Annotated in this window: 24 protein-coding genes; 11 read left to right on the top strand and 13 right to left on the bottom strand. The window is 64.9% G+C overall.

Annotated elements, in window-relative coordinates:
• Positions 1-14: 14 nt before the first annotated feature.
• From H290_RS0100570 to H290_RS0100555, 4 genes are all read right to left on the bottom strand, one after another.
• The gene (locus H290_RS0100570; RefSeq protein WP_028462601.1) at positions 15-797 is read right to left on the bottom strand and encodes a hypothetical protein; all 783 of its coding nucleotides are present in this window, start codon (positions 795-797) and stop codon (positions 15-17) included.
• 56 nt (positions 798-853) lie between these two features.
• The gene (sepH, locus tag H290_RS0100565; RefSeq protein WP_028462600.1) at positions 854-1,921 is read right to left on the bottom strand and encodes a septation protein SepH; all 1,068 of its coding nucleotides are present in this window, start codon (positions 1,919-1,921) and stop codon (positions 854-856) included.
• Between the two features lie 145 nt (positions 1,922-2,066).
• Positions 2,067-3,200 (bottom strand): phosphoserine transaminase, encoded by a 1,134-nt coding sequence (gene serC / locus H290_RS0100560; protein WP_020104800.1) that lies wholly within the window; start codon positions 3,198-3,200, stop codon positions 2,067-2,069.
• A gap of 98 nt (positions 3,201-3,298) precedes the next feature.
• Complete coding sequence (locus H290_RS0100555) at positions 3,299-4,426, bottom strand: citrate synthase 2 (protein WP_020104799.1); 1,128 nt, start codon at positions 4,424-4,426, stop codon at positions 3,299-3,301.
• Positions 4,427-4,550: 124 nt separating this feature from the next.
• Here H290_RS0100555 and pdxH point away from each other — a divergent pair, with 124 nt between their 5' ends.
• Entirely contained in the window at positions 4,551-5,231 is a 681-nt protein-coding gene (gene pdxH / locus H290_RS0100550) for a pyridoxamine 5'-phosphate oxidase (RefSeq protein ID WP_051121845.1), read from the top strand.
• A gap of 29 nt (positions 5,232-5,260) precedes the next feature.
• The gene (locus H290_RS0100545; protein WP_020104797.1) at positions 5,261-6,529 is read left to right on the top strand and encodes an MFS transporter; all 1,269 of its coding nucleotides are present in this window, start codon (positions 5,261-5,263) and stop codon (positions 6,527-6,529) included.
• 10 nt (positions 6,530-6,539) lie between these two features.
• Here the strand turns inward: H290_RS0100545 and H290_RS0100540 are convergent, their stop codons facing one another.
• The 3 genes from H290_RS0100540 to H290_RS0100530 all read right to left on the bottom strand — a co-directional run bounded on the left by H290_RS0100540 (position 6,540) and on the right by H290_RS0100530 (position 9,695).
• The gene (locus H290_RS0100540; RefSeq protein WP_020104796.1) at positions 6,540-7,865 is read right to left on the bottom strand and encodes an AarF/ABC1/UbiB kinase family protein; all 1,326 of its coding nucleotides are present in this window, start codon (positions 7,863-7,865) and stop codon (positions 6,540-6,542) included.
• 98 nt (positions 7,866-7,963) lie between these two features.
• Positions 7,964-9,034 (bottom strand): oxygenase MpaB family protein, encoded by a 1,071-nt coding sequence (locus H290_RS0100535; protein WP_020104795.1) that lies wholly within the window; start codon positions 9,032-9,034, stop codon positions 7,964-7,966.
• A 64-nt stretch (positions 9,035-9,098) separates the two neighbouring features.
• Positions 9,099-9,695 (bottom strand): TetR/AcrR family transcriptional regulator, encoded by a 597-nt coding sequence (locus H290_RS0100530; RefSeq protein ID WP_020104794.1) that lies wholly within the window; start codon positions 9,693-9,695, stop codon positions 9,099-9,101.
• A gap of 120 nt (positions 9,696-9,815) precedes the next feature.
• Between H290_RS0100530 and H290_RS0100525 the strand changes: the two genes are divergently transcribed.
• Genes H290_RS0100525 through H290_RS0100515 form a run of 3 tightly spaced genes read left to right on the top strand, consistent with a single transcriptional unit; the run spans position 9,816 to position 12,220 of the window.
• Positions 9,816-10,871 (top strand): zinc-binding dehydrogenase, encoded by a 1,056-nt coding sequence (locus H290_RS0100525; RefSeq protein ID WP_028462599.1) that lies wholly within the window; start codon positions 9,816-9,818, stop codon positions 10,869-10,871.
• A 45-nt stretch (positions 10,872-10,916) separates the two neighbouring features.
• Positions 10,917-11,429, top strand: a complete 513-nt coding sequence (locus H290_RS0100520; protein ID WP_020104792.1) for a nuclear transport factor 2 family protein — start codon at positions 10,917-10,919, stop codon at positions 11,427-11,429.
• The gene (locus H290_RS0100515) at positions 11,426-12,220 is read left to right on the top strand and encodes an SDR family oxidoreductase (protein WP_020104791.1); all 795 of its coding nucleotides are present in this window, start codon (positions 11,426-11,428) and stop codon (positions 12,218-12,220) included. The genes H290_RS0100520 and H290_RS0100515 overlap by 4 nt, the downstream gene beginning before the upstream one ends.
• A 9-nt stretch (positions 12,221-12,229) precedes the next feature.
• On the opposite strand, the gene H290_RS0100510 is transcribed toward H290_RS0100515, so the two are convergent.
• The 4 genes from H290_RS0100510 to zwf are packed head-to-tail and all read right to left on the bottom strand — an operon-like array spanning position 12,230 to position 17,142.
• Positions 12,230-13,090, bottom strand: a complete 861-nt coding sequence (locus tag H290_RS0100510) for a biotin-dependent carboxyltransferase family protein (RefSeq protein ID WP_020104790.1) — start codon at positions 13,088-13,090, stop codon at positions 12,230-12,232.
• On the bottom strand, positions 13,087-13,758 hold the full coding sequence (locus H290_RS0100505) for an allophanate hydrolase subunit 1 (protein WP_020104789.1): 672 nt from the start codon (positions 13,756-13,758) through the stop codon (positions 13,087-13,089). The genes H290_RS0100510 and H290_RS0100505 overlap by 4 nt, the downstream gene beginning before the upstream one ends.
• Positions 13,759-13,765: 7 nt before the next feature.
• Positions 13,766-15,670 carry a glycoside hydrolase family 15 protein gene (locus tag H290_RS0100500; RefSeq protein WP_028462598.1) on the bottom strand — a complete coding sequence of 635 codons (1,905 nt, stop codon included), beginning with the start codon at positions 15,668-15,670 and terminating at the stop codon, positions 13,766-13,768.
• The gene (gene zwf / locus H290_RS0100495; protein WP_020104787.1) at positions 15,667-17,142 is read right to left on the bottom strand and encodes a glucose-6-phosphate dehydrogenase; all 1,476 of its coding nucleotides are present in this window, start codon (positions 17,140-17,142) and stop codon (positions 15,667-15,669) included. The genes H290_RS0100500 and zwf overlap by 4 nt, the downstream gene beginning before the upstream one ends.
• 343 nt (positions 17,143-17,485) lie before the next feature.
• Between zwf and H290_RS0100485 the strand changes: the two genes are divergently transcribed.
• From H290_RS0100485 to H290_RS0100475, 3 genes are read left to right on the top strand one after another with little or no spacing between them, the layout of a single operon-like run.
• On the top strand, positions 17,486-19,051 hold the full coding sequence (locus H290_RS0100485) for a GMC oxidoreductase (RefSeq protein ID WP_020104785.1): 1,566 nt from the start codon (positions 17,486-17,488) through the stop codon (positions 19,049-19,051).
• Positions 19,052-19,073: 22 nt separating this feature from the next.
• Positions 19,074-20,516: a cytochrome ubiquinol oxidase subunit I gene (locus tag H290_RS0100480; protein WP_020104784.1), complete on the top strand. Its 1,443-nt coding sequence runs from the start codon at positions 19,074-19,076 to the stop codon at positions 20,514-20,516.
• Positions 20,513-21,538 (top strand): cytochrome d ubiquinol oxidase subunit II, encoded by a 1,026-nt coding sequence (locus tag H290_RS0100475; RefSeq protein WP_020104783.1) that lies wholly within the window; start codon positions 20,513-20,515, stop codon positions 21,536-21,538. Before H290_RS0100480 ends, H290_RS0100475 begins: the two co-directional genes overlap by 4 nt.
• Positions 21,539-21,585: 47 nt before the next feature.
• Here H290_RS0100475 and H290_RS0100470 read toward each other — a convergent pair whose 3' ends face one another.
• Both H290_RS0100470 and H290_RS0100465 read right to left on the bottom strand, forming a co-directional pair.
• The gene (locus H290_RS0100470) at positions 21,586-21,807 is read right to left on the bottom strand and encodes a hypothetical protein (protein WP_020104782.1); all 222 of its coding nucleotides are present in this window, start codon (positions 21,805-21,807) and stop codon (positions 21,586-21,588) included.
• On the bottom strand, positions 21,804-22,109 hold the full coding sequence (locus tag H290_RS0100465) for a hypothetical protein (protein WP_020104781.1): 306 nt from the start codon (positions 22,107-22,109) through the stop codon (positions 21,804-21,806). Before H290_RS0100465 ends, H290_RS0100470 begins: the two co-directional genes overlap by 4 nt.
• A 213-nt stretch (positions 22,110-22,322) precedes the next feature.
• On the opposite strand from H290_RS0100465, the gene H290_RS0100460 reads away from it, so the two are divergent.
• The 3 genes from H290_RS0100460 (at position 22,323) to H290_RS0100450 (ending at position 25,621) form a co-directional block, all read left to right on the top strand.
• Positions 22,323-23,240 carry an aldose 1-epimerase family protein gene (locus H290_RS0100460; RefSeq protein ID WP_020104780.1) on the top strand — a complete coding sequence of 306 codons (918 nt, stop codon included), beginning with the start codon at positions 22,323-22,325 and terminating at the stop codon, positions 23,238-23,240.
• A 21-nt stretch (positions 23,241-23,261) separates the two neighbouring features.
• Positions 23,262-24,191, top strand: a complete 930-nt coding sequence (locus H290_RS0100455) for a carbohydrate kinase (RefSeq protein WP_020104779.1) — start codon at positions 23,262-23,264, stop codon at positions 24,189-24,191.
• Between the two features lie 107 nt (positions 24,192-24,298).
• Entirely contained in the window at positions 24,299-25,621 is a 1,323-nt protein-coding gene (locus H290_RS0100450; RefSeq protein ID WP_020104778.1) for a citrate synthase, read from the top strand.
• Position 25,622 lies beyond the last annotated feature (1 nt).

The following is a 25,622-nucleotide window of genomic DNA, read 5'->3' as shown; positions in this document are numbered from 1 at the left end:
CCGCGCCCGACTTTTCAGGACTTGGGACCGAACCCGAACCAGCGGGCAACCCGGCCCGGGCTGTGCGGCTGGTGCTCACCCGAATCGCTGTGGTCGTCGCCATCGCTCGCGTCGGGGCCGGTCGACAGGCCGAGCTCCACATCGGCCTCGGTCGGCTGATAGCCCGCGGGGCGTATCGCAAAACCCGTGACAACAATGTGTTCCGGATCGGAGTCCTCGGGGCCGAGCGGTGTGGTGAATCGGAAGCCGAGCCATTCGCGGATGGCCTGTTCGGCGAACTCCTGGGGGTGGAACGGCAACGCCTGTGGATCCGGTTTGGCGCCATCGGCATACACCAGCGGGTGCTCGCCGGCCCAGAACGGTCCCTCGAATATGAAAGGCAGGCCGGTGTTTTCGTGGATCGTGACCGGGTCGGCCGAGAATGAGCGACGCAGTGTCCCGTTCTCCCAGCGGGCGAACGCTCCCAGCGACGATTCCGGTTCGGTGTGCAGTACGACCACCGCATCCGACGGAACCGCGGAAATCCACGACTCGGGTAGGGCGGACGGCGTGGTGGTCGAGAGGACCGGGCTGGTGACGACCACGAGAGAGCCGTAGACGCCGATGAAGAGTTGGTCGTCTGCCGGGGTTGCTGCAGCCGCAAGACTTCTCTCACCGATGGGTACTGCAACCAGACCTGGGCACAACGCGCCGGCAAGGCTTGCCGCTGCGGCGGGATCGTGCTGCAGGCCCTGCCGGATAGCGGCTACCGGATCGTTCGAGTTGACGAACCAGAGCATCGAAGCCTTCGCTGCCAACTCAGGGTCCTTTCGTGGTGCCGACCAGTCTCACGTACCGAACAATTAAACCCGGCTCACGGGTTGCCGCTGCTTCGGACCCCGAGAAGTACATCCTCCCAGGCCGGCACGGAAGGCTTTCGGTTCCCGCGAGCACGTTTGCGGTTCCCGTCCGGCTTATCTTGGATCTCAGGGTTTTTGGCGCCTGCATTCGCGGCGGGGGACTCTGGGACGCCGGATGTTTCTGCGGTCGAGGCGGTTTCGTGCCCGTCGCCGGAAGCAGGTTCATCGGTGTTCGCCGCAGGCGGGTTGTCGGCCGGCTGCGGCCGGGATTCGGCGGCCACCGGACGCGGCGACCGACGTGCCTTCTGTTCGCCGGTCAGCGAATCGGCGTCGACGGTGACCTCGCCGGAGCCGTCGGACTTCACCGTCAGCCGGGCCGGACGCGAAATCGGTGACACCCGTGCCGCCTTGGGCGGGGTGTAGTCGAAGGCGAGTTCGGGATGGTCCGAGTCGGAGCTGTCCACAGTCGGCGCGACCGCGGACACGCTGCGCAACGGCCGGCTCAGATCCGGATCGATCAACTCGTCGGCGACCTCGTCGATCGCCTCGACCGTGCCTGAATTGGAACCCGGCAGATAGCGCCAGTGAGCGCGGTTGACGGAGCGTCCGACATGCCAGCTCACCTGGACGATCCAGCGGTTGTCCTCGGCCTTCCAGGCATCCCATTCGGTCTCGTCGGGATTGTGCCCGCGTGCTCCCAGCGCAGCGGCAACCACCTCACCCAGCGTGGACAGCGCCGGACCGTCGTAGCGCAGCGGGTGTGCCGCAGCGGCGAGTTCGGCGGCCCGCGAACGCTCGAGCAGGACCGGATGGGCAAAACGCTCGACTCGGTTGGCCGGTACCCCGGCGGCCGCGGCCACCTGGGCGACCGTGGCGCCCGCGCGGATCCTGGCCTGGATCTCGCGGGGCCGCAGGGTGCTTTCCATCTCGATCTCGATCTGACCCATCCGGGACAGATCGCCACGGGCTGCCGCGCGCAGGGTGTCGTCAGCAGGGATACGGAACTTCTCGCCCGACTCGGTGTCCTGACAGATCACCTTCTTGCCGTCCGGCTCGAGGCCGATGACTCGAAGCTCTCGCATCTGCTTCTCCTTCACGACTCGGAGCTGGCCGGGGAATCTGTCGCGGTGTGCATTGGCGTCAGAGTAATCCAGTCGGGCCGGAATCGAGGGTGTGACACGCGTAAAAAAGCCAGCTCAGCAGGGGTGGGCTGAGCGAGCGAAACCGCTACAGGGCGCCGACGACGTAGTCGATGCACTCGGTCAGGCGGCTGATGTCGTCGGGTTCGACGGCCGGGAACATGCCGACCCGGAGCTGATTCCGGCCGAGCTTACGGTAGGGCTCGGTGTCGACCACTCCGTTGGCGCGCAACACCTTAGCGACTGCAGCGGCGTCCACGTCGTCGTTGAAATCGATGGTTCCGACGACCTGGCTGCGGTGTGCGGCGTCGGCCACGAACGGGGTGGCGAACTCGCTGGCGTCGGCCCAGTTGTACAGCCGTGAGCTGCTGTCGGCGGTGCGGGCGGTGCACCAGTCCAGGCCGCCGTTGGCGTTCATCCACTCGATCTGATTGGCCAGCAGCAGCAGCGATGCGACGGCCGGGGTGTTGTAGGTCTGGTTCTTGCTGCTGTTGTCGACGGCGGTCGGCAGCGACAGGAACTCGGGGCACCAGCGATCGGACGCGCCGATGGTGGCGATCCGCTCGAGGGCGGCCGGGCTCATCAGGGCGATCCACAGTCCACCGTCAGAGGCGAAGGACTTCTGCGGTGCGAAGTAGTACACGTCGGCGTCTGCGACGTTGACGGGGAGACCGCCGGCGCCGGAGGTGGCGTCGATGGCGATGAGGGCGTCACCGGCGAGCTCAGGGCGGCTCACGGGCAGTGCCACACCGGTCGAGGTCTCGTTGTGGGCCCAGCCGACGAGGTCGACGCCGTCGAACTTGTCCGAGCTGATGGTGCTGACGCTCGGTGCGGTGCCGGGCTCGGTCGAGATGACCACCGGATCGTCGAGGAACGGTGCGTTCTTGGCGACGGTGGCGAACTTGCTGGAGAACTCGCCGTAGGTCAGGTTGAGCGAACGCTTGGAGATCAGTCCGAATGCCGCTGCGTCCCAGAAAGCGGTGGTGCCACCGTTGGAGAGAACGACCTCGTAGCCGTCGGGGAGCGAGAACAGGTCGGCCAGCCCGCTGCGGATCGCGCCGACAACGTTCTTGACCGGGGCCTGGCGATGGCTGGTGCCGAAGACAGAGGCGCCGGTGTCGACCAGCGACTGCAGTTGCTCGGGGCGAACTTTGGACGGGCCACAACCAAATCGGCCGTCGCTGGGCAAGAGGTTGGCCGGAATGGAGATCGATTCGCTCATGGCCATCAGTCTAGAGACCGCCCCCGCCCCCCAATAATGTGGCCTTTTGGCGAACAAAACCCCAGGTGAGGGTCACCAAAAGGCCACATTTTCGGTTTTCACTCGGGGGCGATGGCGTCCCAGCCGTCGACGTCCTCGGGACGCCGTGGCGCGGCACCGACGTAGAGCGCGGCCGGACGGACCAGCTTGCCCAGACGCTTCTGCTCCAAGATGTGCGCGCACCACCCGGCGGTCCGGCCGCAGGTGAACATCGCCGGCATCATGTGGGTCGGGACCTCGGCGAAGTCGAGGATGACCGCGGCCCAGAACTCGACGTTGGTCTCGATCGCGCGGTCGGGGCGGCGTTCGCGAAGTTCGGTGAGCGCGGCCTGTTCGAGCGCGGCGGCGATCTCATATTTGGGTGCATCGAGCTCTTTGGCGGTGCGGCGCAGGACGCGGGCCCGGGGGTCTTCTGCCCGGTACACGCGGTGACCGAATCCCATGAGCTTTTCTTTGCGGTCGAGGATGCCCTTGACCAGGCCGCGGGCATCTCCGGTGCGTTCGACCTCTTCGATCATCGGCAGCACCCGGGCGGGTGCGCCGCCGTGCAGGGGTCCCGACATCGCGCCGATGGCGCCGGACAGGGAGGCCGCGACGTCGGCGCCGGTGGAGGCGATGACGCGAGCGGTGAACGTGGAGGCATTCATGCCGTGTTCGGCGGCGCTGACCCAGTAGGCATCGATCGCGCGGATGTGCGCCGGATCGGGTTCGCCCTGCCAACGGGTCATGAAACGGGCTGTGACGGTGTCACATTCGTCGATGACCTTCTGCGGCACAGCCGGCTGGTGGATACCGCGGGCCGACTGCGCGACGTACGACAACGCCATCACCGAGGCGCGGGCGAGGTTGTCGCGTGCGGTCCGGTCGTCGATGTCGAGGAGGGGCTGATAACCCCAGATCGGCGCGAGCATCGCCAGGCCCGCCTGCACGTCCACGCGGACGTCGCCGGTGTGGATGGGCAACGGGAACGGTTCGGCCGGCGGCAGCCCGTCGCCGAACCGGCCGTCGACGAGCAGTGCCCAGACGTCGGAGAATGTGACGTTGTTCTCGACGAGGTCTTCGATGTCGACGCCGCGGTACCGGAGGTTCCCGCCGTTCTTGTCGGGTTCGGCGATCTCGGTCGTGAACGCGGTGACACCCTCGAGGCCTTCGACAAAACCTTCGGGTATTTCGACGTTTACTGCCATCGCTCGAGCTCCTTGCCATTGCCCTGTGTTCGTACTCACTAGGACTGTAGTGCCCGAGGCGTTCTCGGTGGGTCCGGGAGTAGCGTTATCGGCCGTGGAACGCGAACCGATCGACTTGGCCAACATGCGGATGGCCTATGCAGCGTCCGGAGGTGTCGCGCGCGGGGATCAGGCGGCCGGTGCCGACGGCGTCAAGGACAATCTCGATCCGATCTGGCTCGCGGGTGATCCCCCGTGGCTGGAACTGTTCGGCAAGTGGCTGCACGAGGCCGTCGACGCGAGGATCCCGGAACCCAATGCCATGGTGCTGGGGACGGTTGACGACGCCGGCCACCCGTCGACCCGCACGGTTCTCTGCAAAGGTGTGGACGCCGATGGGGTTTCTTTCTTCACCAGCTATGAATCCGACAAGGGCCGGCACCTCGACCTGGTGCCGTATGCGGCCGTGACGTTTCCCTGGATCGCTATGGAGCGGCAGGTCCACTTCCGTGGATCGGTGACGAAGGTGCCGGCCGAGCAGACCGCCGACTACTGGACCAAGCGCCCGCGCGGTTCGCAGCTCAGCGCCTTCGCGTCCGAGCAGTCCGCGCCGATCGAGTCACGGAAAGCGCTGGAGGACAAGGCTGCCGCGGTCGAGACCCGATTCGGCGCCGAGCAACCCGTCCCGGTGCCGCCGCATTGGGGTGGCTACGTGATCGCGCCGGTCGAGGTCGAGTTCTGGCAGGGCCGCGCGAATCGGTTGCACAATCGGGTTCGATGCACCTTGGTCGGCGGCCGGTGGAACGTGACGAGGTTGCAGCCGTAAATGCTTGACCTTCTCTCGGGTCGCCGCGCGTGACCCGCCGATTCCTCGCCGACACCACCCCGCTCAAGCACCCGCACTTTCGCCGCCTGTGGTGGGCGAACATCGTCACGGTCATCGGTGCGCAGCTCACGGTGGTCGCCGTCCCGGCCCAGATCTATCAACTCACCGGCAGTTCCGCGTATGTCGGGCTGACGGGTGTCTTCGGCCTGGTGCCGCTGGTGATCTTCGGGCTGTGGGGTGGCGCACTGGCCGACGCCATGGACCGTCGAATCCTGTTGATCATCACCACGTGTGGGTTGATCGGGACCAGCGCGATGTTCTATGTCCAGTCGGCGATGGGCCACGGCAACGTCTGGATCATCCTGGCGCTCTTCGCATTGCAGCAGGCGTTCTTTGCCATAAATCAGCCGACCCGGACCGCGATCCTCCCGAAGCTGATGCCGAATAAAGACCTGCCGGCGGCTGCTTCGCTGAACATGACGGTCATGCAGGCGGGTGCGATCGCCGGACCCCTGGTCGGCGGAGCGATGATTCCGCTGCTCGGATATTCGCTGCTGTATCTGATCGACACGATCTTCCTCTTCGCGACGCTCTGGGCGGTCGTCAGACTTCCGTCCCTGCATCCGGGAGGTGCCGACCGGAAACCACAGCGTGCCGGCCTGCGCTCGGTCATCGAGGGGTTTGTGTTCCTGCGAGGCCAACCGGTGCTGATGGCGTCGTTCCTGGTCGATCTGATCGCGATGGTCTTCGGAATGCCCCGGGCGCTGTTCCCCCAGATGGCCCACGAGAGTTTCGGCGGACCCGAAGGCGGTGGATTCGCGTTTGCGTTGCTGTTCTCCGCAATTGCGCTCGGTGCGCTCGCCGGCGGCATCTTCTCCGGGTGGGTGTCCCGGATCCACCGGCAGGGGCTGGCGGTCATCATCTGCGTGATCATCTGGGGTGTGGCCATCATCGGCGTCGGAATCTGCGTCGCGTTCGCCAACAACACCGCACTTCCGATGTTGCCGATCACGGTGGGACTGCTGATGATCGGTGGTGCGGCCGACATGGCGTCATCGGCGTTTCGGCAGTCGATTCTGTTGTCCGCGGCGAGCGACGAGATGCGTGGCCGACTGCAGGGTGTGTTCATCGTCGTGGTGGCGGGTGGTCCCCGGATCGCGGATGTGTTGCACGGCGCCGTGGCTGCCTCGGTGGGAACAGCGGTCGCCACCGCCGGCGGCGGCGTGCTCGTGGTTGTCGGGACGGTGATTGCCGCCCTGGCGATTCCGTCCTTCGTTCGCTACCGCATCACCCGATAGACACGCGCCACTATCGGGCGCGGGCGGAATCTTTGAGGAGTCCGGCGGTGTAGCCGACGACCTGGGGGTCGGACATGGCTTTCCACCGCGGTGCCAGCAGCTTCATGTATCGCTCGACGTACAGCAGTTGCTTGCCGACGAGTACCAGTTCGCGGGGCAGCCTGGCGTCGTAGGTCTTGGCGAGATTGGCGAGCTGCCGGCCCAGATCTGCGTACGACATGTCGCCGAGATCGGTGCCGCCGATGGGGGCTGCGACCCGGCGCAGATCCTTCGCGGTCTCCCGGACCGTGCCGGGCTTGCCGAAAGTACCCAGCGCAGCGAGGGCTTGGCCGGCGGCCTCGTAGTTGCTGCGCATCAGGTTGCCGAGGAGTTCACGCACGATCAGCCTGGATTTGTCGTCGAACCGTCCGACAATGCCCCAGTCCAACAGGACAATTCGACCATCCGAATCCACCAGTACATTTCCGGCGTGCAGGTCGCCGTGGAAAATGCCGTCGGTGAACGCGGATTCGAGCAGGGAGAGCAGCAGGGTCTTCACGATCTTGGTGCCGTCGTGACCGGCTCTCCGGATCTCCTGCGCGTTGTCGATGCGGATGGCATCGACGAACTCGAGGGTGATGACCCGTTCGGTGGTGTAGTCCCAGAAGACTTTTGGCACCCGGACCTGATCTGCGAACCGAGACCCGGAGATCGCGGCGGTCCATTCCTCCATCGCCGCCGCTTCGGCCCGAAAGTCGAGTTCGGAGTTGAGGTTCGCGGTGAAATCCTCGATCACGGCCTTGGCGCTGAGCATGCGGCCGTACGGCGAGAACTCCACCACGGCGGCGGTGCGCTGCAGGATCTGCAGATCGGCCGCCAATCTCGCCTTGATCCCGGGTCGCTGAATCTTCACCACCACGTGCTCCCCGGACACCAGCACCGCATCGTGCACCTGGGAGATGGACGCCGACGCGATCGGTTCGGGATCGAATTCGGCGAACACCTCATCCGGATCCCGGCCGAGCTGGTCGGTGAGCAGTCTGCGGACCTGGTCGGGATCGGCCGGGGGAACGCGGTCGAGCAACGTGCGGAACTCATCGGACAACACGCGCGGGAAGACCCCGGGGCTCGACGCGATCAGCTGCCCGAGTTTTACGTAGGTGGGCCCCAGCGCGGCAAAGGTGTTCCTGGTTTCGCCCGCGCCGGTCGCGGCGAGATCGTCGGATCCGAAGGCTCGAGCGGCAAACCGGGCCCCACCGCAGACCGCCTGCCAGGCGGTTGCGCCGATTCGCGCTGCTTCACTGCTCAATGGCACTTTTTGCAGCGTGAGAGGGGCGGTCGGTGTGGTCGCTGTCATGTGTCCTCCGCAGGTGGGGAGGATGCGGTGCTTGCCGTGCCCTCCCCAGACTTCAGGTGGTCAGGATGCTTCCGTGCACATGGTAGGGCAATTCGGCTTCAGCGGTTGTCGACGGCGGGTTGTGACGCTGGGGTGACCACTGCCGTGGTCGGTGTGCGTTCTCCGGTTTCGTTGGACTGCCAGGGGAGTTCTGCCCGGCGGGCGGCCGTCACGGGGCAATAGTGCATCGCGTCACCACGTACCGACTCCGGTGGCAGGTTGCGCCTCGGGGTCTGGATCAGTGGGGCCTGCGCCGGAACCCGGCCAGACAACCGATCCCACGCATCGCGACAACGCGGGTGCCGGCGGTAGCGCTCCGGCAGTGCCTGCATGAAGGCGTTGACGGCTTTTCCGAAGAGCCGGAACCGCCGCTCATCTTTCCCGGACCAGGTGAAGCCCATCATCTCGCGTACCGCCGGGTGATAGAGGCCGACCGTCAGCCAGGTGAAGAATCTCTCCGTCGGCCGGATCATCACCTTCCAGATCGGCTGCGGCATGGCCGACATCCACGGTGGCGGCGGAAGCTGGGAGATGTCGAGGACGGTGCGCACCGCGGGATGGTCCTCGAGGACGTTGCGGCACATGTGATCCCAGTATTCGAGGAACTCCTCGTACGTATCGGGGCAGGGGCGAGTGCTCACGCCGTACATCGAGTACCAGTCGCGTGATTCTTCGAACAGCTGTCGCTTCTCGGCCTCGGTGATCGGCGGCCCGAAGACCTCCGCGCAACGGATGTTGCCGTACCAGAAAGTGGCATGTGCCCAGTAGAAGACATCGGGATCGAGCGCGTGATATCGGCTGCCGTCAGGCATCGTGCCCTTGATCTCGCGGTGGTAGTCGCGGACCTCGTGACCGGTGTCGCTGGTGCCGTCGAAGACCACCCCGATGATCGGATACAGCGACCGGTTCAGGCGCTGCCACCGTTCTCCGAAGAAGTCCGAATGCTCCCAGACCGCGGCACCGAGTTTGGGATGCATATTCTGCATCGACCCTGACCACAGACCGATGAGCATGCCGTGCCACCCGCCGAAGAATTTCCAGGTCACCGAGTCCGGACCCAGGGGTTGGGGTTCTCGTACCTCGGTCAAGGTCACGCCTTTCGTCGACGGTTGTGCCGGAACTGCCTGCATCTGAGACGAAACTCTAGATCCGTCTCAGGAGGCGTGTCAACGTGCGCGACCGTTCGCGGGCGACCTATTCGACCTCGTTGACCGGGCGCAGCAATCTCGCGATGAGCTCGACGATGCGTTCGATCGGGCGTTGACGCACCAGCGCGGCGGGTGCGGCGATCCGCGTCCAGATGGCGCCGATCAGCATGTCGAAGACGTCGTCGGGGTCGACGGCGGGGTCGACGCTTCCCGGTGCTGCCGCGATCAGGATGTCCCGGAACTCCGGGCGCGCCGAGATGCGCAGGTACTCCCCGGCCACTGCGCCGGCGGGATCCGCGTGTTGGTGATGGGCCAGTAGGCCGGGCGCGGCGGCGCGGGCCGCAGGTGCGCTGAAGACCGCGACGTAGCCCCGGATGAACCGGCGCAGGTCGCGCCGGAGATCACCCGTCGGCTGAACGTCCAGTGGGCTCACCTCCGGGAACGCGGCCTCTTCGATCAGCTCGATCCGGGACGGCCAGCGGCGGTAGATGGCGGAGGCGTGCACCCCGGACCGGCCGGCGACGGCCTGGATCGTTGTTGCCTCGAAACCTGATTCGGCGAGCAGTTCGCGGGCCGCGGCCAGGGCTCGTTCACTGATGCCGGTGTCGCGTGGACGGCCCGCGGCGCGGGGAGACTCTGCCATGCAGTGATCATATACAGGAGACACCATTCTGTAATTTATAGGAGAAGTTATTCCGTAATTGAGTTGATCCGGCTACAGTTCGGTGAAGACATTCACGGAATCTTCCAGGAGGACAAGTCGATGCGCGCTGCTGTACTGCGAGGGGGGACCGTGGAGGTCCGGGATGTCGACGACCCGATTCCCGGACCCGGTCAGCTCCTCGTTCGGTCGTTGGCGTGCGGTATCTGTGCATCGGACCTGCATTTCATGGATCATCCGGAGGCCGGTGTCGATGACGACAGCGGAATGTCCACGTACGACCAAGATGTCGACATCGTGATGGGCCACGAGTATTGCGCCGAGGTCGTCGACTACGGCCCCGCAACCGAGCGCCGCATCCCGATCGGCACCCGGGTGAGTTCGCTGCCCGTGCTCAGCACCGCCGGGGGCCGCAAGATCATCGGCCAGAACCCGGAGTCCCCGGGCGGTTTCGGTGAATACCTGCTGCTCGACGAATCCATCACCCGGGTTGTCCACTCCGAACTCCCGAGTGAGATGGTGTGCGTCGCCGATGCGATCTCGGTCGGATGGTCGGCCGCATCGCGCGCCCAGGTCACCACGAAAGAGGTGCCGCTGGTCATCGGGTGTGGCGCGATCGCGCTGTCGGCGATTGCAAATCTCAAGAGACTCGGAGTGGGTCCGATCGTCGCGGTCGACTTCGTGGCCTCGCGGCGAGAAACCGCCCTGGCGATGGGTGCCGATATCGTCGTCGATCCCGCCGACATCTCGCCGTTTCAGGCCTGGCGAGATGTGGCGTACGGTTCGCCGGAATCGATGAAAGAGATGATGGCGATTGCCGGTCTACCAGGCTGCGTGGTGTTCGAATGTGTCGGTGTCCCAGGAGTTCTCGACTCGATCATCAAAGGGTGCGAGCGCGGTACCCGGATCTACTCGATGGGTGGTCCGCCGGAGGGCGATCATCTGCACACGCTCACTGCCAAACGTAAAGGGATCAACATCCAATTCGGTGGCGGCCCGACCATGGAGCACTGGGACGAGGCCTTCGTGGCCGTCTGTTCCGGCAGCCTCGACGTCACCCCGATGCTCGGTCATACCGTGGGACTCGATGACGTATCCGCAGCCATCGATGCCGCCCGGGACGCCAACGGTCCCGCGCGCATCATCGTCGTGCCATGACGGTATTCGGTTTCACCCCAAAGAGTTTCGCAGAGGAGTACAGCAATGAGTGAGATCGATGACCTGCGCGCGGTCGTGGAAGCCCTTGCCGCCCGGGTGCATGCGCTCGAAGACCAGGTGGAGATCACGCAACTCGTCGCCCAGTACGGTCCGGCGGTCGACAGCGGTTCGGGCGACGCCGCGGCCGCACTGTGGACCGAGGACGGCAGTTTCGATGCGGTGCCTCACCTTCAGATGCGTGGCCGCGGCGACATCGCTGCGATGGTCCACGGCCCGGGACATCAGAGCCTGATCAAGAACGGTTGCGGCCACGTGCTGACGGTGCCTCACATCGAGGTCGACGGCGACGAGGCCACCGGCCGCAGCTATGCGCTGAACATTCGCTGGGACCCGGCCGCCGACCGGTTCTGGGTCGCCCGGGTGTCCGCCAACACCTGGCGGTGGAAACGCACCGACGAGGGCTGGCGGGTGGCGGAGCGGATCAATGCCAACCTCGACGGAACCGGCGAACATCGCGAGATGCTTTCGCCGTCATCACGAAAGGGAACACGTTCATGACTGCAGATTTGACCGGTACGTACGGACCGTGGGGTGTGGTTGCCGGTGGCTCCGACGGCGTCGGTGCCGCCTTTGCTCACGCGATGGCCGCCCGCGGGATGAATGTTGTTCTGGTGGCGCGCCGCGTGCCCGTCCTTGAGGCGTTCGCGGACGAGGTTCGCAGCCGGCACAACGTCGAAGTGCGCACGGTTGCACTGGATCTGAGTACGTCGACCGCCCTGTCGGAACTGGTGACCGCCATGTCCGACCTCGACATCGGTCTGTTCGTCTACAACGCCGGTGGCGATGACCGCAGTGCTGACTTCCTCGACAAGGACCTCGACACGCATCTGTCTCTGGTGCACCGCAATTGCACCAACGTTCTCGAAGCCGCGTACCGATTCGGCGGTCCGATGGTCGAGCGTGGACGTGGGGCGATGGTCCTGCTGACCTCGGGCGCCGCCTGGGCCGGTGGAGCGCACCTCGCTGCGTACGGGGCAACGAAGGCGTTCGACCTCATCCTCGCCGAGGGGTTGTGGGCCGAGTGGAGCGGCAGTGGCGTTGATGTTCTCGGACTTGTTCTCTCGGCCACGGATACCCCGTCCATGCATCGCGTGCTGGGCCCGGCCGGTTCCACACGGCCGCTGGCCGACCCCGCTGACGTTGCGAATGAGGCGCTTGATCATCTCGGGGACGGGCCGACCTGGATATTCGGTGCCGAAAACCCGACGGGGGGATCACCGTTGGGTGCATTGAGCCGGCGCGATGCCGTGGTGATGATGAGTGGTGGCAAGGTGTCGGCGCCGCGATAGCCCGACCGGCTAGTCCGCCACGAATCGAACTTCTCTGCCGGGGATCAATTGTGCTGCTGCATAGACTGATTCAGCCACCAGCACACCGACCACCGGATAGCCGCCGGTGGTCGGATGGTCCGCCAGGAAGATGACCGGTTGCCCGCTCGGCGGAACCTGGATCGATCCGAGCGCCACCGGTTCTGACCGCAATTCGCCGACGTCGCTGCGGTGGCGCAATCCCTGATTCCCGTCGAGGCGGACGCCCACGCGGTCCGATGCGGGGTTGACCGTCCAGATGCCGGTGTACAGCGCGGCCGGGTCCTCGAGGTGGCCGATCCGCGGGCCCGCCGATGCATACAGGGGGACCGGTCGGTGGGGATCGAGCACGTCCCAGGGCGCTTCGGTCGCAGACGGCCAGGGGCCGATGAGATCTCCGACTGCCAGTTCATCGCCGGCGCGCAGCGGGGCCGGACCGAGTCCGGACAGGATGTCGGTCGACCGCGACCCCAACACCGGCGGTGCGTCGATGCCGCCACGCACCGCCACGTAGGTCCGCAGGCCGCTGCGGGGTGGTGGCACGAACAATTCGGCGCCCGCCGGCAGGATCGTTGTGTTGTGGTGTCCACGGTCGACACCGTCGATCTGGGCATCGGCGGGCGCGCCGGTCACCGCGATCAGCACCTGGCGCCAGGCGCGAAGTCGCAGTCCACCCAGCGTCACCTCCAGGGCCGCGGCGTGTTCGGTGTTGCCCACCAAGCGATTTGCCAGTTTGAGTGCGCGACGATCGGCAGCGCCGGACAGTGGGACGCCGAGGTCGGCATAACCCGGGCGGCCCAGATCTTGGACTGTGGTCAGCGGTCCCGGAGCGACCACCAGCAGGTCGGTCACGCGTCCGCCCGCACGTCGGTGAATCGGACCACCGCGCCCGGTGTGAGCAGCGCCGGTCGTTCGGAGTCGGTGTCCCACAGGGCGATGTCGGTGCTGCCGAGCAGCCACCACCCGCCGGGACTCTCCCGTGGGTACACGGCGCTGTATCCGGCCGCCACGGCGACGGATCCGGCCGGGACCGAAGGACGCGACTGCTCACGCCGTCCGAGCGCCGTCAGAGTCGTTGCGGCCGAACTCTGTTGGGGCACGAGATAGCCGAATCCGGGGGCAAATCCCATGAACTGGACCCGCCACAGTGTGTGGGTGTGTGCTCCGATGACCTCGGCGACGGACATCGCACACCGCTGCGCCGCCTCGTCGAGGTCGATGCCGGTGTAGTGCACCGGAATCGCTATGGGTTCGAGGACCTCCGAGGAGTCGGTGGCACCCTCGGTGAAGTCGACATGACGTAAGGCGCGCCGGATAGACAGTTCATCCAGGCCACCTCCGGGTTCGGCCTGCACCAGTACCGTCTCCGCTGCCGGAACCACATCGAGGACACCGGGCAGCGACCCCGCGGCCATCGCCGCTTTGAGGACCGAATGTGCCTTCAGGGTGGCGATAGAGGGGTGTGGATCACCGCTGAAGTCGAGGAGCAACGCATCGCGTCCGGCAGGTAGTTCGCGCATCTTGCGATCATGATAGTTCCGCGAGTAGATCGGAGAAGACGATTCGGCCGGCAGCCTCGATGAGGGCGAGGTGGGAGAACGCCTGTGGAAAGTTGCCCAGGTGCCTGCCGGTGCTGGTGTCGTATTCCTCGGCGAACAGGCCGAGCGGTGAAGCGATGCTGATCAGTCGATCCATCAGGTCCCGGGCGCGTTGCGTCTCGCCGACGATGGCGAGCGCGGACACGAGCCAGAACGAGCAGATCAGGAAGCTGCCTTCTTTCCCTGACAACCCGTCGTCGGTTTCTCCGGTGCGGTAGCGCAGCACGAAGCCGTCCTCGGTGAGGTCGTTCGCGATCGCCTCGACGGAAGCACGCAGCCGCTCGTCGTCGGCCGGCAGGAAACCGAACACCGCCGCGAGCAGCGTGGAGGCATCGAGTGCCTCGGTGTCGTAGTGCTGGCGGAGCACGCCGTCGCGGACGCCCTTCTCGAGGATGTCTGCGTGGATCTCTTCGGCGGTCGCGCGCCACCGGGCCTCGGCAGCGCGGTCACCACGGATGTCGGCGATCTTCGCGGCCCGGTCCAGGGCGACCCAGCACATGAGCTTCGAGGACACATAGTGCTGCGGCGCACCGCGTGCCTCCCAGATGCCTTGATCGGGTTCGCGCCACACGTCGGTGGCGCATTGCGCCTGGGTCTCCACGATGGGCCACAGCCGACGCGGGAGCCGCTTGCTCCGTACCGAATGCAGCAGGATCGAGTCGAGCACGGAACCGAACACATCGTTTTGACGCTGGTCGAAGGCGCCGTTGCCAATTCGGACCGGGTACGCACCCGCGTAGCCGGACAGATCTTCGCGGATCGATTCGGTGAGGTCGCGGCGGCCGTCGATACCGTACATGATCTGCAGTGCACCATCCGAATTCGGTTCGAGGTCGGCGACGAACTGCATGAACTCGTTGGCCTCCCAGTCGAGGTTCAGGTAGTGCAGCGCCTGCAGGGTGAACGTCGAGTCGCGCATCCAGGTATAGCGGTAGTCCCAGTTACGTTCCCCGCCAGGCGTTTCCGGCAATGAGGTGGTGAGCGCGGCCACGGTGGCGCCGGTGGGTAGGTACGTCAGGCCCTTGATGGTGAGGGCGGACCGCTGGATCGCGGCGCGCCATGGATGATCGGGGAAGCGTGCGCGGGAAAACCAGGATCGCCAGAATTCGGTGGTCGCATCGAGACGCTCGAGTGCCTCATCCATGGTCTCGGGCCCGTCGAGGCCGTCGGCCCACGAGAGCGCACAGAACAGCGATTCATCCTTCGAGAGGTTGTGCCGCGCGCGGACGCGGCCGCCCTCGATGCCGAGGGCCATGTCGGTCCGGAGCCGGATCGTCTGGCCTGCGCCGGTCGCGTCCGCGGTCTGACGACTCGTGTCGACCAGTGTCCATTCGGCTTCCGTACGTCCGTAGTCGAACACCGGCTCGCACACCAACTCGATCTCAACGGTGCCCGACAGGCATTTAACTGTACGGACCAGCAGGTGATCAGCGTCCTCGTCGGTGGGCGGTCGCGTGTGCGGCGTGGTGGTGTCCTCCCCACGGGTCGGCCCCATTGTCAGGGCGGTGCGGATCTCCACCCAACCGGTGGCCGTATTCCACACGGTGACAATGGTATTCGTCCCGGGAATATAGTGGCGGGCGGCCGGCACATTGATGCCGAACGGACCGAGCCGGAAGACGCCGGCCTCGCGGTCGAGCAGGGAACCGAACACGCTGGGCGAGTCGAACGCCGGTACACACAGCCAGTCGATCGCCCCATCGGCGGCGATCAACGCACCGGTATGGCAGTTCGACAGGAATGCGTAGTCGGCGATCGGCGGGAACGCGGACGGTGCCGCCGCGCTCTGTGGCTCGCGGGCGGCGGCGGTGTCGTCCGGCCCGGCGGGAGTCATGACGGCACCCACGGTTCTTGCGCACTGTCCTGGCTGGACTGATGTTTATCCGCCGGCAGCCAGGGGTCGTACCAGCGGTCCTGGCCGGGCAACAGTTGATCCGGTGGGCCCCACGACCCTTTCTCGTAGGTCTGCACGGGTGGCGGTCCATCGAGCAGCGGTTGCATCACCCGCCACGCTTCCTCCACACCGTCCTGGCGGGTGAAGCGGGCGCTGTCGCCGACCATCGCGGCGTGCAGCAACACCTCATAGGGTGTGGCGCCCTCACCGCCCTCGTCGGCGAATTCCATGTCCATCGTGATCGGTTCGGGTTCTGTACCCTCACCGCGTTGCGCCTCGGCTTTGATCCGGATGCCGGTCGTCGGATCGAGTTTGATCACCAGATGTGCCGGGGCGGGTTGATGCCCGGCGTCGAAGAACCACACCGGGGGCGGGCGGCGGAAGACCAACCGGATCTCGGTCTGTGTCATCGGTAGGCACTTGCCCGTCCGCAGGTAGAACGGCACACCGGACCAGCGCCAGTTGTCCACTTCCAGCCGAAGCGCCATAAATGTCTCGGTGGTGGAATCCGGTGCCACCCCGTCCACGTCGCGGTAACCCTCGTACTGCCCGCGGATGTAGTTCGCGGGATCCGCTGCGGGGATGGCCCGGTATACGTTGACCATCGAGTCCTTCAGTGCCGCGGCATGCGACGCCGACGGTGCTTCCATGGCTGCGGCGGCGACGAGCTGCATCATGTGATTCACCACCACATCGCGCAATGCCCCGACGGGATCGTAGAAGTGGCCGCGGTCCGCGACATCGAAGCTCTCGGCCATGGTGATCTGTACTTCGGACACGTAATGGCGATTCCAGATGGGCTCGAAAATCGCATTGGCGAAGCGCAGATACAGCGTTTCGGAGAATCCCTTTTTGCCGAGGAAGTGGTCGATCCGGTACAGCTGCGACTCATCGATGTACTGGTGGATCTCCGCGGCGAGTGCACGTGCCGATTCGGTGTCGTGGCCGAACGGCTTCTCCACCACCACTCTTGCGGACTTCGTGAGGCCCGCCTCGGAAAGGCCCTTGATCACGGTCGCGAACAGGAACGGCGGGATCTCGAGGTAGAACACCGGATTGCGGGCCGCGCTCAAATGCTGCGCGAGGTCAGCGAAGGTCTCGGCCTTGCCGAAATCGCCACTGACATAGTCGAACCGCGCCGCGAGGCGGTTGAAGACGGCCTCGTCCACGGGCTCGCCGCCCGCGGTCTCGATCGAGGTGCGAGCGCGCTCGACGAGATCGTCAACCGTCCAGTCATTCACTGCGACACCGACGATCGGGCAGTCGATCAGACCGCGGCGCTCAAGTCGATACAACGACAGGAAGGTCATCACCTTCGCCAGGTCGCCGGTGATCCCGAAAATAACCAGCACATCGGCCTTCGATTGGTCGGCCCCTGCAGTGGTGGAACTGAAAACAGCATTCGCTGTCATCGGCACGTCTCCTTCGGAGGTAGGTGGCCGCCAGACCCGCTCATGTTACGCCCGACCGGTCGGGGACGGCAGTCCATCCGTGTGAATTGCTGGTGAACGTGAATTTCTGGTGAAGGTCGGCCATTACTTGCTTGAAGCATCGAAATACACCTGAGGACAGGATGTTTGGCTATGGCGACATCGCAGTTCTGGCGCATCGAAAGTACCGCGCCCGAACTGTTGCTGGCTGGTATTGTACGCGTATTGCACTGGGGTCCGGTCAATTTTGTCGTACGATGATCGGTCGCATTTTCGTTGTCCGTGTCATGGATTTCAAGGGTTTTGCAACGCCGAGGAGAGCGCGATGCCGACCACTGATCATTACGACGTCATCATTATCGGGACCGGGGCAGGTGGTGGAACGCTCGCGCACACCCTCGCCGCGGCCGGGAAACGGATCTTGCTGCTCGAGCGGGGCGACTTCCTGCCGCGCGAGACCGAGAATTGGGACCCTCAACCAGTTTTCGTCGACGGTCGCTACATCTCGCCCGATACGTGGTTCGACGCGGACGGGACACCGTTCCAGCCGCAGGTGCATTACTTCGTCGGTGGGGCGACCAAGCTGTACGGCGCGGCGTTGTACCGGCTGCGGCCGCAGGACTTCGGGGAGATCACCCACGTCGACGGCATCTCTCCGGCCTGGCCACTGAGCTACGACGACTTCGAACCCTGGTATACGAAGGCCGAGTGGCTCTATCAGGTTCACGGCAGCCACGGTGCGGATCCCACCGGGGGACCCTGGTCCAAGCAGTACCCCTGGCCCGCGGTGTCGCACGAACCCCGCATCCAGGAGATCTCCGATACCCTCGCCGCCGCCGGCTACAACCCGTTCCCGGCCCCATGCGGAATCCTGCTCGACGAAGCCGACCGGGCCCGCAGCTCGTGCATCCGGTGCACGTGGTGCGATGGCTACCCCTGCCTCGTGCACGCGAAGTCCGACGCGGAGACCATCGCGGTGCGGCCCTTGCTGACGGCACCGAACGTGACGCTGCTCGTACAAGCAGAGGTGGTCAAGCTCGACACCGACCCGACCGGACGCACGGTCAGCTCCGTCGTCGTGTCCCGCCAGGGGGCGCTCGAACGCTACGAAGCCGACATCGTCGTGGTCGCGGCCGGCGCGGCCAACAGCGCCAAACTCTTGTTGCAATCAGCAAACGAGCACCATCCGAACGGGCTCGCCAACGGCTCGGATCAGGTGGGGCGCAATTACATGTTCCACAACTCCAAGGCAATTGTGGCCCTGGCCAAGGAACTCAATGACACCGTGTTCCAGAAGACGTTGGGCATCAACGACTTCTACTTCGGCAGCGGCGACCACGACTTCCCGTTCCCGTTGGGAAATATCCAGATGGTCGGCAAGTCCAACGGCTGGGCGATGAAGGGTGAAGAACCCAAACTCACTCTCCTCGCGCCACATTGGAGCCTCGACGACGTCGCCCGCCACGCCGTCGACTTCTGGCTGACCACCGAAGACCTCCCCGACCCCGAGAACCGGGTGACCATCGATGGGCAGGGGAGTGTCCACCTGCGATACACCTCGAACAACGACACCGAGGCCACCCGGCTCTACCACGAGCTGAAGAAGCTCCTCAACCACGTGGGGATGGCTCAGCACCACGTGCTCGACAAGAACTTCTACATGCAGATGAACATTCCCCTCGCCGGGTGCGCGCACCAGGCGGGCACCTGTCGGTTCGGCGACGACCCGGCCACGTCCGTGCTCGATGTGAACTGCAAGGCCCATGAACTCGACAACCTCTACGTCGTCGACACGAGCTTCTTTCCCAGTATCGGGGCCGTGAACCCCGCACTCACTGCGATGGCCAACGCCATCCGTGTCGGCGAGCATCTGATCGGGCGCCTCGGATGAACCGCGCGCACCCGCTGGTTTCATGAGCACCGCACAGGTTCTGTTGTCGCTGCCGGAGGTGAATCCGGTGCCATGGGCGCGTTCGCAGATGGCGTTCACGCTGGCGTTCCACATCATCCTGGTCCCGTTGGGGGTGTCGTGGGCGTTCATGACGCTGATCGCCAACTATCGGGCGGTGAAACACGACGACGCCGACGCGTTGTTGCTCGCGCAACGATGGTCGAAGTACATGGCGGTCACCTTCGCCGTCGGGGCGGTCACCGGCACCGTGCTGAGCTTCGAATTCGGTTTGCTCTGGCCACGTTTCATGGGGAAGTGGGGTGAGGCGTTCGGGGTGCCGTTCGCCTTCGAAGGGCTGTTCTTCTTCACCGAAGCGATCTTCGTGGCCATCTACATCTTCGGGTGGCGCCGTCTGAAACCGTGGACCCACTTTCTCACCGGCATTCCGATCGTGCTGGCCGGCATCCTCGGCAGCGCCTCCGTCGTCGCCGCGAACGCGTGGATGAACGCACCGTCGGGATTCACCCTCGACTCGTCCGGCGCCGTCGTCGAGGTCGATCCGCTCGGTGTCATCTTCAACAAGTCGATGCCGCTGCAGTCGGCACACATGATCCTCGCCGCGTACGTCGTCGGCGGCTTCCTGGTCGCATCCGTGTACGCGGCCGGCATGCTGCGCGGGCGGCGCGACCGCTACCACCGCACCGGATTCCTGATCGCGTTCACCGTCGCGTGCATCGCGATCGTCCCGCAGATGGCCGTGGGGGATTCGCTCGCCCGGTGGGTGTACAACAATCAGCCCGCGAAGTTCGCCGCCATCGAACTCGTCCCCACCACCAGCAGCGACGTGCCCGAGACCCTGCTGGGCCACCTGAATGAGGACGGCACCGTGGACGGCGGGATACCGATACCCGGACTCGCGTCGTGGCTGTCGGACCCGTCCTCCGGCAAGGCCACCGTCGTGCAGGGCCTGGACAGTTTCCCGGAAGCCGATCGCGTGACGGTCTCACAGGCGAACGTCGTGCACCTGTCCTGGGACATCATGGTGGGACTCGGCACGCTGCTCTTCCTGATCGCGGTCTGGTACGCCGCGTCCTGGGTGTTTCGGCGTGATATGCCGCGCAGCCGATGGTTCCTGCGAGTCGCCGCTTGCTGCGGTGTGCTGTCCGTGGTCACCATGGAAGCCGGGTGGGTCGTCACAGAGGTCGGACGTCAGCCCTGGATCGTCTACAACTACATGAAGGTCGAAGACGCGGCGACCGGCAACACCGGCGTCTGGATCACCTTCATCGGGGTGTTCGTGCTCTACCTCGGACTGGGCGTGACGACGATCCTGGTGCTGCGCGGAATGAGCCGCCGATTCCGCAACAGCGAGTCCCGCGACGGACCCGCCGGTTTCGCGGAGGACGACGTCCCCTACGGGCCCAACCCCGAGGACCTCGTGCCGTCGAAGGGGACGATCGAATGAACGATGCGGTGGCGGTTGTCCTGTTCGCAGCGATCACGGCGTACGCCCTGTTCGCGGGTGCAGACTTCGGTGCCGGATTCTGGGACCTGGTAGCCGGCGGTGCGATCCGCGGCGAACGGCCACGGGCCACGATCGACCGGGCGATCGGACCGGTGTGGGAGGCCAATCATGTGTGGCTGATTTTCGTTTTTGTGGTGCTGTGGACCGCATTCCCGACCGTGTATGCGTCGATCACCCTGACCCTGTTCGTGCCGCTGACCCTCGCCGCGCTCGGCATCGTGGCGCGCGGGTCGAGCTTCGCCTTCCGCAAAGCCGTGCTGCGCACGCGGGACCAACGCCGGTTCGGCGCCGCGTTCGCCCTGTCCTCGGTGCTCGTGCCCTTCTGCTTCGGAGCAGTCGTCGGGGCAATCGCCGGCGAACGGGTACCCGCCGGCGGCAAGGCCGGCGATCCCGTCTCGAGTTGGATCAACCCGGTTTCGATACTCGTCGGTGTGCTCGCCGTCGTCGTCTTCGCCTGGCTGGCGGCCGTGCGTCTGACCTGCGACGCCCACCGCCTCGGAGACGAGGAGATGACGACATACTTCCGCCGCCGTGCACTGGGGTCGGCGGTGGTGGCCGGAATCGTCGCCGCCGCAAGCATTCCGCTTCTCGCCGACTCCGCGGACCACCTGTTCGACGGACTCACCTCTCGCGCACTGCCGCTCGTGATCGTGTCCGTGGTCGCCGGCGCGGTATCGCTGGTACTCGTCTACCTCCGCGACGACCGGTTCGGGCGCGCGACCTCCGCCGTCACACTCGTCGCCATGATGCTCGCCTGGGGCGTAGCGCAATGGCCCTATCTCTTGCCGGAGACCACCACCGTGGACGAGGCGGCCGCGCCCAGCGGGACACTGACGGCGTTGCTGGTCGCCACAGTGGCATTGGTGGTGATCGTCGTCCCGGCGTTGATCTTGCTGTTCGTCCTCGACCAGAAGAATCTGCTGCCCGAAGAAGGCGCCGAAGAACAGCGATCAAAGGCCTGAGTCCGGCATTTCCGGGTTCTGTCGGTCGATCTCGGCCAAAGTTGTTGTCATACCGAGTAAATCAGCAGACCGATCAACGGAATGAACAAGAACGTGAGAATTCCGCAGCTGACCTGTGTTGCGGCGAGTTGTTTCGCGTTCAATCCGATCATTGCGGCAAACAGGCCGATCCAGATGAACGGTGACACAAAGTACCCGGCGAAACAGATGACAAGTCCCAGCACGAGGCCGAGCGCGGTCCAGGGGCCGAAGAAGTGTCGGAGGGTCATGCGGCGTCGACCAATAGATCGATGAATGGAATCGCTGAAAGCAGGACACCCGCAAGCGCGATTCCATGTACCACCGCCAGCGATGGCTGCATGCCGCGCCGCCGTATCAACAGCAATACCGTACCGTCCGTCACAGCGGACAGGATGATCGCGATGAGTGGGTTTGGCAGCGACTCGAAATCCGTTCGGTCGCGTGACCACTGTTCCCACAAGCCGATGACCACTCCTGACAACACAATCGTCAGAGAGGTTGACAGCAACCAGAATTGGCTGTCCCGCTCAGCCGCGGACTGTTCGTTCACTGTTCCCGGACCAGGAGTTCACCTTCGCTGCAGTGTCCAGTTGAGTGACGAGACATGGCATGTTCGTCTGCTTCGAGTTCGTGATTCTTTCCCACCGTTGCCCCCCAGTGTTCAGTGGATTCCGTGACGTTATCAGGCGGTCTGGCGTGGCGTGCGACCCAAAAGAATCGACGACATGGCCAATGGCCACGGCGTTGGTGGCACACTGCAGTCGTGGCGGGATACAGCATTGAATCCGAGGGATACAGCGCGGAGATCGCGCAGGCGGGCGCAGGATTGCGTGCGGTCCGGTGGGGTGATCAGCTCCTGACCGAGACGTGGGAGATCGAACCCGGCGTCAAACCGCCGCTGTCGGCCGGCCTGGTTTTGTCGCCGTGGCCCAACCGAACCGGTGACGGTACCTACACGTTCGACGGGGTGACGTATCACCTGCCGATCACCGAAGCCGGCCGCAACAACGCAATGCACGGCTTTGTGCGCATGGTCGACTGGAACATCCTCGATCAGACCGGTTCGTCGGTGACGCTGGGTGTGGCGGTGGGTCAGCATCCGGGATGGCCGTTCGAACTTCAGCTGACCGCGGACTACACGGTCGGCGCCGACGGTTTGACCGTCACCCATACCGCCACCAACAACGGGGACCAGACCGCGCCATATGCGTTGGGGCAGCACACATTTGTTCGCGTCGGGGACGATCCGGCAGATGATTGTTCGCTGCAACTCGCGGCGCAGAAGTATCAGCCGCTCGACCCGGCGCGGCAACTCCCGGCCGGTGATCCTGTCGAAATCGCCGGCACCGACTACGACTTCCGGACCCCGCAATCGCTGGCCGGTCGCTGGCTCGACACCCCGTTCACCGGCATGGTCGACGACAACGGCATCATCGCCCACCGTCTGGTCGGGCCGAAGGGCACGACCGAGCTGTGGACGGACCTCAATTTCGGCTGGGTACAGGCGTTCACCGCCGATCCCGGACACGACCAGGCATACCCCGGACGGGGTCGTGCGGTGGCGATCGAACCGATGACCGCACCGCCCAATGCGCTCGCGTCGGGAACCGATCTGATCGTGTTGCAACCGGGGCAGGTCTGGACCGGGCGCTGGGGTTTGAAGTACCTGGATCGACCATGAGATCGGAGAGTGGGTCACGCAATGAGAGAAATCGTTGTCTGCGGCGAGGGTCTCGTCGATCTCGTTCCTTCAGGTGACGGTCCGCTCGCCGCGCTGACGCCGGCGCTCGGTGGTGGCCCGTACAACGTGGCCATCACTCTCGGGCGCCTGGGATCGGCTGTTTCGCTGTGTTCGCGATTGTCGACCGACAGTTATGGAGAGGCCCTGACCGGGGCATTGCGTGGTGCCGGGGTGAATCTCTCGCTCCTGCAGCGTGGCCCGGAACCGACAACGCTGGCTCTGACCAGCATCGGCACCGACGGATCGGCGCAGTATTCGTTCTATCTCCAGGGCACCGCGGACCGGCTGGTGGAAGACCCCGGTCCGCTACCGGGAACCGTCGGCGCACTGGCTTTCGGAACTCTGTCGATGGTGCTGGAGCCGGGTGCGAGTACCTACGAAAAACTGCTGCGTCGCAGCCATGCCGAGGGACGTCTGACGCTGCTCGACCCCAATATCCGGAGCGATGTCATCGACGATCCGGACGGTTATCGCCGACGTTTTGCCGGGTGGCTGCCCGACGTCGATATCGTGAAGGTCTCCGACGACGATGCGGCCTGGCTGGCCCAGGGCCAGGAGGGGACCGGACCGGCAGAATGGCTGAAGGCCGGGGTTGGCGCGGTCCTGATAACCCGCGGCGGCGACGGTCTGACCGCGATGACAGCCGACTTCACCGTGGATGTCGAGGCCCCGGACGTGTCCGTCGTCGACACCATCGGAGCCGGGGACACGATTTGCGGAGCGGTGCTGCACTGGTTGGGTGTGCACCGGATGCTCGACCCGGGGCATATGCGTAGCATGAGCCGTAATGACTGGTCAGGGGCACTGGGGTTTGCCGCGAAAGCGGCCGCGGTGACCGTTTCGAGGCCGGGTGCGGACCCTCCATGGGCGAGCGAGCTGTATAGCGACTAAGTTATTAACGGGTTGCACGGCCGGTTCCACCGGTTCGACGACTCTGGATTGAAAGCATCAGTACCGGTTCACAAGACCGGTCAGCCCGTCGAAAAGGGGAAGACCCAGTGTCCGCCGAAACAGTGTCCGCCAATGGAGCCGCAGCGGAGGCAAACGCCACGTTCAGCTATCCCGGCGGAGAGATCAAGCTTCCTATCGTCAAGGCCACCGAAGGCAGTGATGGAGTCGGGTTGGGCAAATTCCTTGCCGACACCGGACTGACCACCTTCGACGGCGGATTCGTCAACACCGCGTCGACGAAATCCGCGATCACCTACATCGATGGCGATGCCGGAATCCTGCGGTACCGCGGATATCCGATCGAGCAGCTGGCAAAGGGTTCGAGCTTCCTCGAGGTCAGCTACCTGCTGATCAACGGTGAGCTCCCGTCGCCGACCGAGCTCGACGACTTCACCAACAAGATCAGCCGGCACACCCTGCTGCACGAAGACCTCAAGCGCTTCTTCGACGGCTTCCCCCGCAACGCGCACCCGATGCCCGTCCTGTCGAGCGCCGTGAACGCCCTCAGCGCGTACTACCAGGATTCGCTTGATCCGAAGGACCCCGAGCAGGTCGAGCTCTCGACGATCCGTCTGCTGGCCAAGCTGCCGACCATCGCGGCGTACGCCTACAAGAAGTCGACCGGTCAGCCGTTCCTGTACCCGGACAACTCGCTGAACCTGGTCGAGAACTTCCTTCGGATGACCTTCGGTTTTCCGGCCGAGCCCTACGTGGTCAACCCGGACATCGTCAAAGCCCTCGACATGCTCTTCATCCTGCATGCCGATCACGAGCAGAACTGCTCGACCTCGACCGTTCGCCTCGTCGGATCGTCGCAGGCCAACCTGTTCACGTCGATTTCCGGTGGCATCAACGCGCTGTGGGGCCCGCTCCACGGTGGCGCCAACCAGGCGGTTCTGGAGATGCTCGACGAGATCAAGGAATCCGGTGGTGACACCCAGGCCTTCATGAACAAGGTCAAGAACAAAGAAGACGGCGTCAAGCTCATGGGCTTCGGGCACCGCGTCTACAAGAACTACGATCCGCGCGCCGCGATCGTCAAGGAGACCGCGGATCAGATCCTCGAACTCCTCGGCGTCAACGACGACCTGCTGGACATCGCGAAGGGTCTCGAAGAGGTCGCCTTGTCGGACGACTACTTCATCTCCCGCAAGCTGTACCCGAACGTGGACTTCTACACGGGCCTCATCTACCGTGCAATGGGCTTCCCGACGCGGATGTTCACCGTGCTGTTCGCCCTGGGCCGTCTGCCCGGATGGATCGCGCACTGGCGTGAGATGAACGCCGACCCGACCGGAAAGATCGGCCGCCCGCGGCAGATCTACACCGGATACACCGAACGTGACTACCTGAATATGGATCAGCGCTGAG

The sequence above is a fragment of the Nocardia sp. 348MFTsu5.1 genome (assembly GCF_000383535.1).
In the GTDB taxonomy this organism is placed as follows: Bacteria; Actinomycetota; Actinomycetes; order Mycobacteriales; family Mycobacteriaceae; genus Williamsia; species Williamsia faeni.
This window is presented reverse-complemented; position numbering and strand designations above follow the sequence as displayed.

What these genes read in the sequence shown, in the direction of transcription:
- sepH (WP_028462600.1), bottom strand. Translation starts at nt 1,921, where the DNA reads ATGCGAGAGCTTCGAGTCATCGGCCTCGAGCCGGACGGCAAGAAGGTG.
- serC (WP_020104800.1), bottom strand. Translation starts at nt 3,200, where the DNA reads ATGAGCGAATCGATCTCCATTCCGGCCAACCTCTTGCCCAGCGACGGC.
- H290_RS0100555 (WP_020104799.1), bottom strand. Translation starts at nt 4,426, where the DNA reads ATGGCAGTAAACGTCGAAATACCCGAAGGTTTTGTCGAAGGCCTCGAG.
- pdxH (WP_051121845.1), top strand. Translation starts at nt 4,551, where the DNA reads ATGCGGATGGCCTATGCAGCGTCCGGAGGTGTCGCGCGCGGGGATCAG.
- H290_RS0100540 (WP_020104796.1), bottom strand. Translation starts at nt 7,865, where the DNA reads ATGACAGCGACCACACCGACCGCCCCTCTCACGCTGCAAAAAGTGCCA.
- H290_RS0100535 (WP_020104795.1), bottom strand. Translation starts at nt 9,034, where the DNA reads ATGCAGGCAGTTCCGGCACAACCGTCGACGAAAGGCGTGACCTTGACC.
- H290_RS0100530 (WP_020104794.1), bottom strand. Translation starts at nt 9,695, where the DNA reads ATGGCAGAGTCTCCCCGCGCCGCGGGCCGTCCACGCGACACCGGCATC.
- H290_RS0100525 (WP_028462599.1), top strand. Translation starts at nt 9,816, where the DNA reads ATGCGCGCTGCTGTACTGCGAGGGGGGACCGTGGAGGTCCGGGATGTC.
- H290_RS0100520 (WP_020104792.1), top strand. Translation starts at nt 10,917, where the DNA reads ATGAGTGAGATCGATGACCTGCGCGCGGTCGTGGAAGCCCTTGCCGCC.
- H290_RS0100515 (WP_020104791.1), top strand. Translation starts at nt 11,426, where the DNA reads ATGACTGCAGATTTGACCGGTACGTACGGACCGTGGGGTGTGGTTGCC.
- H290_RS0100505 (WP_020104789.1), bottom strand. Translation starts at nt 13,758, where the DNA reads ATGCGCGAACTACCTGCCGGACGCGATGCGTTGCTCCTCGACTTCAGC.
- H290_RS0100500 (WP_028462598.1), bottom strand. Translation starts at nt 15,670, where the DNA reads ATGACTCCCGCCGGGCCGGACGACACCGCCGCCGCCCGCGAGCCACAG.
- zwf (WP_020104787.1), bottom strand. Translation starts at nt 17,142, where the DNA reads ATGACAGCGAATGCTGTTTTCAGTTCCACCACTGCAGGGGCCGACCAA.
- H290_RS0100485 (WP_020104785.1), top strand. Translation starts at nt 17,486, where the DNA reads ATGCCGACCACTGATCATTACGACGTCATCATTATCGGGACCGGGGCA.
- H290_RS0100480 (WP_020104784.1), top strand. Translation starts at nt 19,074, where the DNA reads ATGAGCACCGCACAGGTTCTGTTGTCGCTGCCGGAGGTGAATCCGGTG.
- H290_RS0100475 (WP_020104783.1), top strand. Translation starts at nt 20,513, where the DNA reads ATGAACGATGCGGTGGCGGTTGTCCTGTTCGCAGCGATCACGGCGTAC.
- H290_RS0100470 (WP_020104782.1), bottom strand. Translation starts at nt 21,807, where the DNA reads ATGACCCTCCGACACTTCTTCGGCCCCTGGACCGCGCTCGGCCTCGTG.
- H290_RS0100455 (WP_020104779.1), top strand. Translation starts at nt 23,262, where the DNA reads ATGAGAGAAATCGTTGTCTGCGGCGAGGGTCTCGTCGATCTCGTTCCT.